The 10,880-nt window shown below is 68.9% G+C and carries 12 protein-coding genes; 7 read left to right on the top strand and 5 right to left on the bottom strand.

Annotation, left to right across the window (positions count from 1 at the left end; genetic code table 11):
* The 3 genes from WA944_RS14690 to WA944_RS14680 form a co-directional block, all read right to left on the bottom strand.
* On the bottom strand, positions 1 to 479 hold a 479-nt coding region (locus WA944_RS14690; RefSeq protein WP_526647076.1), incomplete at its 3' end, for an adenosylcobinamide-GDP ribazoletransferase.
* Positions 476 to 1,516: a nicotinate-nucleotide--dimethylbenzimidazole phosphoribosyltransferase gene (gene cobT, locus WA944_RS14685; RefSeq protein ID WP_526609812.1), complete on the bottom strand. Its 1,041-nt coding sequence runs from the start codon at positions 1,514 to 1,516 to the stop codon at positions 476 to 478. The genes cobT and WA944_RS14690, both read right to left, overlap by 4 nt.
* Positions 1,513 to 2,193 (bottom strand): DUF3043 domain-containing protein, encoded by a 681-nt coding sequence (locus WA944_RS14680; protein WP_526374000.1) that lies wholly within the window; start codon positions 2,191 to 2,193, stop codon positions 1,513 to 1,515. The genes cobT and WA944_RS14680 overlap by 4 nt, the downstream gene beginning before the upstream one ends.
* Positions 2,194 to 2,278: 85 nt before the next feature.
* Here WA944_RS14680 and WA944_RS14675 point away from each other — a divergent pair, with 85 nt between their 5' ends.
* Positions 2,279 to 3,352 carry a glycerate kinase gene (locus tag WA944_RS14675; protein ID WP_526647075.1) on the top strand — a complete coding sequence of 358 codons (1,074 nt, stop codon included), beginning with the start codon at positions 2,279 to 2,281 and terminating at the stop codon, positions 3,350 to 3,352.
* A gap of 136 nt (positions 3,353 to 3,488) precedes the next feature.
* On the top strand, positions 3,489 to 3,863 hold the full coding sequence (locus WA944_RS14670; RefSeq protein WP_370331099.1) for a HesB/IscA family protein: 375 nt from the start codon (positions 3,489 to 3,491) through the stop codon (positions 3,861 to 3,863).
* Positions 3,864 to 3,887: 24 nt separating this feature from the next.
* On the opposite strand, the gene WA944_RS14665 is transcribed toward WA944_RS14670, so the two are convergent.
* Positions 3,888 to 4,589, bottom strand: a complete 702-nt coding sequence (locus tag WA944_RS14665) for an Rv0361 family membrane protein (RefSeq protein WP_526371640.1) — start codon at positions 4,587 to 4,589, stop codon at positions 3,888 to 3,890.
* Positions 4,590 to 4,851: 262 nt separating this feature from the next.
* Here WA944_RS14665 and WA944_RS14660 point away from each other — a divergent pair, with 262 nt between their 5' ends.
* The gene (locus WA944_RS14660; RefSeq protein ID WP_526371638.1) at positions 4,852 to 5,826 is read left to right on the top strand and encodes a carbohydrate kinase family protein; all 975 of its coding nucleotides are present in this window, start codon (positions 4,852 to 4,854) and stop codon (positions 5,824 to 5,826) included.
* Between the two features lie 3 nt (positions 5,827 to 5,829).
* On the opposite strand, the gene asnB is transcribed toward WA944_RS14660, so the two are convergent.
* Positions 5,830 to 7,761 carry an asparagine synthase (glutamine-hydrolyzing) gene (gene asnB / locus WA944_RS14655; protein WP_526647074.1) on the bottom strand — a complete coding sequence of 644 codons (1,932 nt, stop codon included), beginning with the start codon at positions 7,759 to 7,761 and terminating at the stop codon, positions 5,830 to 5,832.
* A gap of 170 nt (positions 7,762 to 7,931) precedes the next feature.
* Here asnB and ctaC point away from each other — a divergent pair, with 170 nt between their 5' ends.
* The 4 genes from ctaC to WA944_RS14635 all read left to right on the top strand — a co-directional run.
* A complete protein-coding gene (gene ctaC / locus WA944_RS14650) occupies positions 7,932 to 8,987 on the top strand; it encodes an aa3-type cytochrome oxidase subunit II (protein ID WP_526371751.1) in 1,056 nt (351 codons plus the stop codon).
* A gap of 8 nt (positions 8,988 to 8,995) precedes the next feature.
* Entirely contained in the window at positions 8,996 to 9,415 is a 420-nt protein-coding gene (gene ctaF, locus WA944_RS14645) for a cytochrome c oxidase subunit 4 (RefSeq protein WP_163891865.1), read from the top strand.
* Positions 9,416 to 9,596: 181 nt separating this feature from the next.
* On the top strand, positions 9,597 to 10,493 hold the full coding sequence (locus tag WA944_RS14640) for an MmpS family transport accessory protein (RefSeq protein WP_526371749.1): 897 nt from the start codon (positions 9,597 to 9,599) through the stop codon (positions 10,491 to 10,493).
* A gap of 16 nt (positions 10,494 to 10,509) precedes the next feature.
* A partial coding sequence (locus tag WA944_RS14635) for a DUF2561 family protein (RefSeq protein ID WP_526647073.1) occupies positions 10,510 to 10,880 on the top strand: 371 nt, incomplete at its 3' end.

Here is a 10,880-nt window from a genome sequence, read left to right as displayed (position 1 = left end):
GCACTGCCCTGGGCGGCCGGGACCGAGCGGCGGCACGCGGCCACCGCAGCGACCCGACCTGCCACGACGGCGACGAGCACCGCCGGCCAGTGGGTCTGGGCGAAGGCCAGGGACTGCACCACGATCGTCACCGTCACCGCCGCGACACCGAACGGTCCCGCCGCGCCGTCGCGCATCACCGCCAGCGCCCGTTCCGGCGCGCCGTAACAACCCAGCGCGTCGGCGGTGTCGGACAGGCCGTCGATGTGCAGTCCGCGGGTGGCCACCAGCAGCACCGCCACCGTCAGCGCACCGGCCAGCGCGCTGCCCGCGCCGAACGCCTGCGAGCCCACCCACAGCACGGCAGCGGCCAACCCCCCCAGCGCGGCGCCGGCGACCGGCAGCGCGGTCATCACGCCGCGGCCGATGTTCACCCGCTGAGCAGCTGGGGTCGGAAGTACCGTCGCGAACGCGAAAGCGCCTGCGACAGAACTGATCATGCGTCTATTCCGGCTTCCTCGAAGGTCGCCATCGACGCCAGCGTGCCCACCGCTGCGCGCAGTACGGGCAACGCGACCAGTGCGCCGGTGCCTTCGCCCAACCGCATCCCGAGTTCGACGATGGGATCGAGGTCCAACTCGCGCAAAGCCAGTGAATGCGCCGGCTCGGTCGATCGGTGCCCGGCCTGCCACCACTGTCTGGCCCCGGGCGCCAGCCGTTCAGCCGCCAGCGCGGCAGCGGTCACCACGACGCCGTCCAACAGCACCGGGGTGCGCCGGATCGCGGCCTGAGCGCAGAACCCGGTCACCGCAACCAGGTCGGCACCCGCGCAGATCCGCAGCACCGCAATGGGATCCGCAGAGATGCGCCGTGTCCGGTACAGCGCGTCGCGAACGGCGGACGTCTTACGCGCCCAGCCGGCGTCGTCGATGCCGGTGCCCCGGCCGACGGCCGCGACCGGTTCGGTGCCGGTCAGGGCCGCCACCAGGGTGGTCGCCGGAGTGGTGTTCCCGATGCCCATGTCGCCGGCGATCAACAGATCCGCACCGGCGTCGACCTCCTCGTCGGCGATCCGGCGGCCCGCCTCGATCGCCTCGACCACCTCGGTCGGTGTCAGGGCGTCCTCGACGGCGATGTTGCCGCTGGCGCGGCGGACCTTGTGGGCGCCGATCGCCGGTGACAGCGCGTCGGCCGTGTCCACCGCGATGTCGACGACCCGCACGCCGGCGCCCGCCAGTGACGCGAGCACGTTCACCGCGGCGCCGCCCGCATCGATGTTCGCCACCATCGCCGCGGTCACCTCGGCCGGGTACGCGGACACGCCCGCAGCCGCCACACCGTGATCGCCGGCGAAGACCACGACCCGGGCGCGCTCGAACTGCCGCGGGGGACATTCGCCCTGGCACCCAGCCACCCACGCAGCCAGGTCCTCCAGCCGGCCCAGCGAACCCAGCGGCTTCGTCAACCTGGTCTGCCGCTTCCGGGCAGCAGCCGCGGCGTCTGCGTCGGGTGCGGGTATGGCGGGGAAGTACGTCACACGACGCGGTCGCCGCGCTCGACCTGGGGTCGCGGCGCACGCATGCGACGCAGCTGCGACGCCCGGCTGGACGCGTAGAAGCCCAGCTTCCACCCGGTCTCGGTGTTGTCCGGGAACTTCTCGTCCGCCAGCCGGTTCACCTTTCGGCCCAGGATGAAGCCGTCGATCACCATCACCAAGACCAGCACCAGCATCGCGGGTGACAACATCTGCTGCACCTGCACCGAGGGCACTGCCAGCATCACGAAGATCAGACCGAGCGCCGAGGGCATGAACAAGCCGAGCAGATTGCGCCGGGAATCCACCACGTCACGCACGTACCGCCGCACCTCGCCCCGGTCGCGTGGCAGCAGGTAGGCGTCCTCGCCGGCCATCATCTTCTCGCGGCGATGCGACATCTCCGAACGCCGCTCCGCGCGCTGTGCCTTCTTCTCCTCGCGGGACAGCTTCGGCCCGCCCAGTTCCTTGCGGCGGCGCCGGGCCTCGGCAGCGGTCAGTGGCGCGGGCGCGACCGGGCCGCGCTTGCGGCTGGCCTCGCTGCGCTTGGGTGTCGGCTTGCCCTTGGGCGCCGTCGTCACACGCTGGCCGGACGTGCCGGCCGGCGTGCCGTCGGAGACAGGCTTCTGGGTGTCTCCCGACCCCTCGGAGTCGTCTTTCTTGCGGCCCAGCAGTTTCACACTGCCAGGTTACTTCTAGGGCCGCGGGTGGCGAGCATCCCATCCCGGGCATGCGGCTCGTCGGCCCGAGCCATAGTCTGCCGTTATGGCGGGCTTGAACGTGCTGATCGCGCCGGACTGCTTCGGCGACAGCCTGACCGCGGTGCAAGCGGCTCAATCCATCGCGCAGGGCTGGCGCAACTCCCGTCCAGCGGACCGGCTCACGCTGGCCCCGCAGTCCGACGGCGGGCCCGGGTTCGTGGAGGTGCTCGCCAGTCGGCTGGGCCAGATGCACACCGAGCGGGTGAGCGGGCCGCTCGACGAGGACGTCGATGCCCGGTGGGTGCTCGACACTGCGGCGTCGGCACATCCGGTGACCGCTTACATCGAATGCGCGCAGGCATGCGGCCTCGCGCTGCTCGGTGGCCCCCCGACGGTGCGTACCGCGCTCGACGCGCACAGCAGGGGAGTGGGCCAGCTGATCGCCGCCGCCCTGGAGGCCGGTGCCGAACGCATCGTCGTCGGCCTCGGTGGCAGCGGATGCACCGACGGTGGCCGCGGCATGATCGAGGCGCTGGGCGGTCTGGGCGCCGCGCGGGCGCTGCTCGACGGTGTCGAGCTGATCGTCGCGACCGACGTCGAACACCCCCTTCTCGGCCCGATGGGCGCCGCTTCGGTGTTCGGACCGCAGAAGGGCGCCGACCCGGACACCGTTTCGGTGCTCGAGGAACGCCTCAGCCGATGGGCCGAGGAACTGAACGCTGCCGCGGGCCGAAACGTCAGCGACCAGGCGGGCGCCGGCGCCGCCGGCGGCATCGGCGCGGCGCTGATCGCCCTGGGCGGCCGACGTGAGTCCGGGGCGGCGATCATCGCCGAGCACACCGCCCTGCACGACGATGTCGCCGCCGCCGACCTCGTGATCACCGGCGAGGGACGCTTCGACGACCAGTCACTGCACGGCAAGGTCGTCAGCGCGCTGGCCGGCGGCGCCGGAGCGCGACAGACCCCGGTGCTCGTGCTGGCGGGCCAGGTGACCCTGGACCGGGTCGCGCTGCAGGCCGCCGGCATCACCGCCGCGCATTCGGTCACCGACCACGCCGGGTCGGTGCACCGCGCGATCGAGGATGCGGCCAACCAGCTCACCGGCCTCACAACCGCCGTCGCGGCCGAATACTCCTGACGTCCCCGCAGGTGGAGCGCAGACCTGGTGACAGATGGGGAATACCCGCGGAACAAGGTACCGTTGACACAGTGGAGCTATCCCCCTTGCATGGGGAGGAGGGCCTACACCCACGTACATCCACACAGGAGATTCCATGACTGTTCAGGACGAGTCGGCAGTGCAGGCAGATCAGGCCACCGACGCCCACGGCGTGATCCTGACGGATGCCGCAGCGGCGAAAGCCAAGGCACTGTTGGACCAGGAGGGTCGCGACGACCTGGCGCTGCGCATCGCCGTGCAGCCGGGCGGGTGCGCCGGGCTGCGATACAACCTGTTCTTCGACGACCGCACCCTCGACGGGGATCTGACGGTGGAGTTCGGCGGCATCGCCCTCACCGTGGACCGGATGAGCGCCCCCTACGTGCAAGGCGCCAGCATCGACTTTGTCGACACCATCGAGAAGCAGGGTTTCACGATCGACAACCCGAACGCCAGCGGGTCATGCGCCTGCGGCGATTCGTTCAACTGATCCCAGCGCCGCCGCGGTAGCCGGTCAGTACTGACCGGCTGTCCGCGGCAGGTAGGAACACACCAGGATCTCGTTGTCGAGAGACAACAACTGGGCGATGGCCTGTTCCTCGCCGTCCTCGGGTTGTGAGCCCCTGGCGTTGCGCGCCGGCTCCACCTCCATCGTGAAGAGCACCTGTGCCTGCATCGGCGACCACCGCACCATCTTGTCGATCGAGGTCACTTCGGCGACGCTGTACTGCTTGCGGAAGGCTTCACTGGACAGGCTCGCAAGCGCGAGGTCGGCACGACGTTCCTTGGCGGCGTCGAAAAGCCCGCACAACGTGTGCCGGGCCACGGTCTCGTCGTCGCCGTTGGACAGCGCGTCCAGGTACTCCTGGATCGCGGCCTGCGCCGACGCCTCGGTCAGCTGCCCGCCGGAGCTCTCCTCGGCACGCCCGCCCGTCAGCGTCACCACGGAGAGCACGCCGACGATGACAGCCACCGCCAGCACCGCGACGGCCGCGATGATCCATTTGCGGCGTTTACGGGGCGGATACTGCACCGGTGGCGGCAGCGTGCCCGGATAGGTCGCGTTGAAGCCACCGTCGGGATAGGGCTGGGGCTGCCCCGGAGGGGGTTGGCCGCCCATGGCCGGGTACTGCTGCCCGAACGAGTTCGGATATCCGGGCTGTGACTGCGGCCCGCCCGGTCCAGCGCCGTACTGGGGCGGATACGGACCAGTCATCTACTTGCTCCCGGGAAGGTCGGATTTCGGATGTCGATCAGAGGCTGTGCCCTCTCGCTGCCCTCTCGCTGCCGTCTTGGTTGCGGCCGGGCAGGCACCTATAGGCAGGTTAGCGCAACGGATCGGGGTACCCGGGGGCTGCGACAGCCCACCAAGGGGCCGACAGGGCGGGACTGCCACCGTCGACAGTAGGGTGAACGACGTTCGTCCGTGCGGCTCGTCGGGGCACGCGGAGGGTGAAGACCACGAAGGGTGAAATTGCGTGACCATTGCGGTGACCGGATCGATCGCGACCGATCATTTGATGCGATTCCCGGGGCGGTTCTCCGAACAGCTCCTCGCCGACCACCTGCAGAAGGTGTCGCTGAGCTTCCTCGTGGACGACCTGGTGGTGCACCGCGGCGGCGTCGCGGGCAACATGGCGTTCGCGATGGGCGTGCTGGGCGGTGACCCCATTCTGGTGGGGGCGGTCGGCAAGGACTTCGACGAGTACCGCGGATGGCTCACCTCGCACGGCGTGAACTGCGACGAGGTGCTGGTCTCCCAGTCGGCCTACACGGCGAGGTTCGTGTGCACCACCGACGAGGACATGGCCCAGATCGCCTCGTTCTATCCGGGAGCGATGTCGGAGGCCCGCAACATCAAGCTCGCCGACATGGTCGAGCGGACCGGCGCTCCGGATCTGGTCATCATCGGCGCCAACGATCCGGACGCGATGTTCCTCTACACCGAGGAATGCCGGTCACTCGGTCTGGCGTTCGCCGCGGATCCGAGCCAGCAGTTGGCCCGGTTGTCCGGCGAGGAGATCCGCCAGTTGATCGACGGCGCGACATACCTGTTCACCAACGACTACGAATGGGATCTGCTGCTGCAGAAGTCCGGGTGGTCGGAGGCCGAGGTGATGAAGCAGATCCAGATGCGCATCACCACGCTGGGCGAGAAGGGCGTGGATCTGGTCGGCCGGGACGGCACGTTCATCCACGTCGATGTGGTGCCCGAGACGCACAAGACGGATCCGACCGGTATCGGCGACGCATTCCGCGCCGGGTTCCTCACCGGGCGCGACGCCGGCTTGTCGCTGGAGCGGGCGGCCCAGCTGGCGTCCCTGGTGGCCACCCTCGTGCTCGAGGCGCCGGGTCCGCAGGAGTGGTCCTGGGACCGCGACTCCGCGGTGACGCGGCTGAGTGGCGCCTACGGTGCCGAGGCGGGCCGGGAGATCGCCCAAGCGCTTAACTGACGATCAGAGCTGCACCGGGTAGACCGGTTCGCTGATCTGCGGGGTGAGGCTCTTCTCGACGAAGATCGCATGCCACAGCAGGAAGATCAGCACCGTCCACAGTCTGCGACTGTGATCGGTTGTCCTGCGGCGGTGTTCGTCGAGCATCGACCGGACGGCGGCCAGATCGATCAGGTCGCCGGCCGCGGAGGCGCCGATCATCTCGTTGGCCCAGTCCAGCAGCTCGCCGGAGCGCAGCCAGTGCCGGATCGGCACCGGGAAACCGAGCTTCGGACGATTGAGGACGTGTGCGGGCACGACGGGCTCCAACGCCCGCCGCAGCGCGTACTTCGTGGTGGTCCGGGTGATCTTCTCGTCGTACGGCAACCGCGAAGCCACCGCGAACACCTCGGGGTCCAGGAACGGCACCCGCAGTTCCAGGGAATTGGCCATCGTCATCTTGTCGGCTTTGACCAGGATGTCGCCGCGCAACCAGGTGAACAGATCGATGTGCTGCATACGGGACACCGGATCCCAGCCCTGCGACCGGGCGTACAGCGGGGCGGTGACGTCGGTGTGGACCCAGTCTTCGCGGAAACGCGGAAGCACCGCCCGCAGTTGTTCGTCGGAGAAGCTGCGCGCATTGCCGTAGTAGCGCTCCTCGAGGGTGAGCGAGCCACGGTGTAGCAGGCTCTTGCCCCGCATGCCCTGCGGCAGGGGCGCGGCCATCTTCCCCACGGACTTGCGAAGGCCCCGCGGTAGGTAGTCGAACGGCTTGAGCGACAACGGTTCCCGATAGATCGTGTAACCGCCGAACAGCTCGTCGGCGCCTTCTCCGGAGAGCACGACCTTGACGTGCTTGCGCGCCTCCCGGGCGATGAAGAACAGCGGTACCAGCGCTGGGTCGGCGACGGGTTCGTCGAGATACCAGACGATCTCGGGGAGCGCAGCGACGAATTCGGCCTGACTGACGACCTTGGTGACGTGCCGGGCGCCGATCGCTTCGGCGGAGGCGACGGCGACGTCCACCTCGGAGAACCCTTCGCGTTCGAAGCCGGTGGTGAACGTGATCAGCCGCGGGTTGTGCCGCATCGCCAGCGCGGCGATGGCCGTCGAGTCGATCCCGCCGGACAGGAACGCTCCGACCGTCACATCGGCGCGCATGTGCTTGGCCACCGAGTCCTCGAGCGCGGCGGTGATCTCGTCGTAGCGACTCTGCTCGGTTTTCGCGACAAACGGCACTGCCTCGAAGCGGGGGATGAAGTAGCGGGTCACCTGCGGCCGGCCGCCGGGACGGACCCGCGCATAGCTGCCCGACTCCAGCCGCTGGATGCCCCGGTGCAGCGTCTCGGGCTCGGGCACGTACTGCAGCACCGTGTAGTGCTGGACTGCGCGGTCGTCGATGCCGAGGTCGAGTCCGAGCTGCCCGGCAACATCGAGGAGGCACTTCTTCTCACTGCCGACCGCGGTACCGCCGGACCCGGTGGCCAGGAAGAGCGGCTTGATGCCGAACGGATCGCGCGCGCAGAACAACTCCTGCTCGACGCTGTCCCACAGCGCGAACGCAAACATGCCGCGCAGCCGCGTCAGCGACTCGGTGCCCCAGTGGTGGTAGGCGGCCAGGATCGCCTCACCGTCGCCGTCGGTGCGGAAGACCGCCCCGTGCTCGGACCGCAGGGCCTCACGCAGCTCCAGGTAGTTGTAGATCTCGCCGTTGAACACCAGCACGTAGCGATCGGGCTGGTCTTCCGGACCCCACCGCAGCGGCTGATGACTGTGGGCGATGTCGATGATCGACAGCCGGTTGAAACCGAGTACCACCCGGCCGTCGTGCCAGGTCCCGGGCTCGTCCGGACCCCGGTGGCGCATCAGGGAGGCGGCGCCGGACACCGCCTCGACGAGGGTGGGGGAGACCTCCTCGGAGGAATCGGTTACCAGCGCCAGCAGTCCGCACACCGCGCCAGTATGCCTAATCGGGCGGGCGCGCCGGGACCGGCACCGGACACATTCCCCGGTCGCTTCGCTCGACCCCCGGGGGGTGGTCTACGCTGCGTAGTATTCAGTGCAGTCTTCTGACCGCCGGGCGGTCCACCGACTGCCCCGATGACTTTCAAGGAGGCGCCAACGTGTCCGCTCGCGGCCTGAAGTTGGTGGCATTGTCCGTTCTCCTGGGAGGGACGACGGTCCTGCTCAGCGGGTGCAGCTGGTCGGAGGTGCTCGGCCTCGGCTGGCCCAACGGCATCACCCCTGAGGCGCACCTGAACCGCGAGCTGTGGATCGGCTCGCTGATCGCCGCGCTGGTCGTCGGGGCGATCGTCTACATCCTGTTGTTCTGGACGGTGGTGTTCCACCGCAAGAAGAAGGATGACACGGAGCTGCCGCGGCAGTTCGGCTACAACATGCCGCTCGAGCTGGCGCTCACCGTGACCCCGTTCCTGATCATCTCGGTGCTCTTCTACTTCACGGTCGTGGTGCAGGAGCGGATGCTGCACAAGGAGCCCAACCCCGAGGTCGTGATCGACGTCACCGCCTTCCAGTGGAACTGGAAGTTCGGCTACCAGAAGGTCGACTTCCTCGACGGCACCTACAGCTACGAGGGCGCCCAGGACGAGCGCAAACAGGCCATGGCCGCCGCCCCGGAGGGTAGCGAGGCCGAGGGTGAGGGTGGAGACGGCCACGGCGGGGGCCAGGTCGGCGCGATCGGCGGAGTCAGCCCGGAGGACCGCACCTACCTCAACTTCAACGAGGTCGAGACGCTGGGTTCGTCCAACGAGATCCCGGTGCTGGTGGTGCCCTCCGGAAAGAGGATCGAGTTCCAGATCGCCTCGTCCGACGTGGTCCACGGTTTCTGGGTGCCGGAGTTCCTGTTCAAGCGCGACGTGCTGCCCAACCCGGCGGAGAACAACTCCGACAACGTCTTCCAGGTCAGTGAGATCAACCAGACCGGCGCGTTCGTCGGCCGGTGCACGGAGTTGTGCGGCACCTACCACGCGATGATGAACTTCGAGCTGCGCGTGGTGGAGCCCAATGACTTCAAGGCCTATCTCGGGCAGCGCATCGCCGGTATGACCAACGCCGAGGCGCTGCAGGCGATCGGCCAGCCGCCGCTGGCGGTCACCACCGAGCCGTTCGACACCCGCCGCGGAGAGCAGGCGCCGCAGATCCCCCAGGCGAGCAGGTAGGACAGCACATGCATATCGAAGCCCGGTTGTTCGAGTTCCTCACCGCGTTCTTCGCGTTGTCGTCGGTCATCTACGCCGTTCTGACTGCGATGTTCGCCCCAGGCGGCGTCGAGTGGGCGGGCACCACCGCGCTCGTGCTGACCACCGGTCTGACGCTGATCATCGGCACGTTCTTCCGGTTCGTCGCGCGTCGTCTCGACACCCGGCCTGAGGACTACGAGGATGCCGAGATCGCCGACGGCGCCGGTGAACTGGGCTTTTATCCGCCGCACAGCTGGTGGCCGATCTTCATCGCGCTGTCGGCCTCGATCACCGCGGTCGGCATGGCGATGTGGCTGCCCTGGCTGATCGTCGCCGGCGTCTGCTTCGTGCTGGCCACGGTGTGCGGTCTGGTCTTCGAGTACCACGTGGGACCCGAGAAGCACTGACCGCGCTCTCGGCGTTGCGGGCTGTGTGTCGGGCAGAAGGTCACAATCCGGGCATGAGTTCGCCCGCCGACCGCGCCGAGCGTCCGACTCGGGTGTCTCCGTTGGGTAGTGTGGCCCAGGCGCTGTGGGCCGTTGACGGCACCACCGGCGGTGGAGTAGCAGTCGAGAAGGATAGGCGTAGATGAGCGGGCCGAATCCCCCGGGACGGGACCCTGGCGGTTCGGATCTGCCAGGTGAGGAGCCGGTTGGCCGGCACTCCGCGGACGAATCGACGCAAGAGTCCACCGGCGCCACGCCAGACGGTGGAGCCGGTCCCGACCCCATAGACACCGGTCAGACCGACCACTACTCCCAGGCGTATTCGGCGCCGGAGTCCGAACAGTTCGTCAGCGCTCCCTACCTCCCTGCCGACGCGGCGCTCTACGACTACGACAGCTACGACCCCGCTGTCGACACCGGTGAGTCGCAGCCGCCCCCGCGGTGGCCATGGGTGGTCGGTGTCGTCGCGATCATCGCGGCGGTCGCGCTGGTGGTCTCGGTGTCGGTCCTGGTGACCCGCACCGACACCGACAATGTGGCGACACCGGAGACGACGACGCGTTCGGCACCGCCGGTGCAGGACGAGTTCACCACGACCACCCCGCCACCACCACCGTCCGAAGAGCCGCCACCGCCTCCGCCGCCCCCGGAGACCATCACCGTCACCGAGGAACCGCCGCCGCCACCGCCGGTTGCCGAGCCGCCGCCTCCACCGCCGGTCACCGAGGAGCCACCGCCGCCACCACCGACAACCACCACGCGGGCGGGTCCCCGGCAGGTGACCTACTCCGTCACCGGGACCAAGGCCCCGGGTGACATCATCTCGGTGACCTACATCGACGCGTCCGGCCGCAGTCGCACCCAGCGGAACGTCTACATCCCCTGGTCGCTGACCGTCACCCCGATCTCGCAGTCCGAGGTCGGTTCCGTGCAGGCGTCCAGCCTGTTCCTGGTCAGCAGGCTGAACTGCTCGATCACCACGAGCGACGGCGAAGTGCTGTCGTCGAACACCAACAACGCTGCACAGACCAGTTGTTAGGCAGACCACACCGCTGATGACATACCTCGCTGACACCGCCGATCGTTCGGGACCGGGTCCCGCGCTTGATCTCTCCGCTCTGGACCGAGTCGACCGAATCCTGCTCGGCAGCGCGGCAGCGGCCTGGCTGGCAGCTCTGGGAGCCGGGGTCGCCGCGACGGTGGCGCTGGTGGATCTGTCCCGAAGTGGTGCCACATCCGGCGGCGACTCCGGCACCCCCTGGGTGCTCTACACCGTCATCGGGGTTTCCGCGGTGGTGATCATCGCGGCGGTGCCGCTACTGCTGCGGGCGCGTAGTTCCGCACGCGAGGACTCCGCGCCCGAGTCGCGCCCGCAGGCCGACGCACCCTCGCCGCAGACCCCGGCGCGCGGCGCAGAGGCGCCGAC

Source organism: Mycobacterium sp., from assembly GCF_049683355.1.
Taxonomy (GTDB): domain Bacteria; phylum Actinomycetota; class Actinomycetes; order Mycobacteriales; family Mycobacteriaceae; genus Mycobacterium.
The sequence above is the reverse complement of the archived record's forward strand: the minus strand, read 5'-3'. Positions and strand labels throughout refer to the sequence as shown.

What these genes read in the sequence shown, in the direction of transcription:
- WA944_RS14675 (WP_526647075.1), top strand. Translation starts at nt 2,279, where the DNA reads ATGGCGGGCTTGAACGTGCTGATCGCGCCGGACTGCTTCGGCGACAGC.
- WA944_RS14670 (WP_370331099.1), top strand. Translation starts at nt 3,489, where the DNA reads ATGACTGTTCAGGACGAGTCGGCAGTGCAGGCAGATCAGGCCACCGAC.
- WA944_RS14665 (WP_526371640.1), bottom strand. Translation starts at nt 4,589, where the DNA reads ATGACTGGTCCGTATCCGCCCCAGTACGGCGCTGGACCGGGCGGGCCG.
- ctaF (WP_163891865.1), top strand. Translation starts at nt 8,996, where the DNA reads ATGCATATCGAAGCCCGGTTGTTCGAGTTCCTCACCGCGTTCTTCGCG.
- WA944_RS14640 (WP_526371749.1), top strand. Translation starts at nt 9,597, where the DNA reads ATGAGCGGGCCGAATCCCCCGGGACGGGACCCTGGCGGTTCGGATCTG.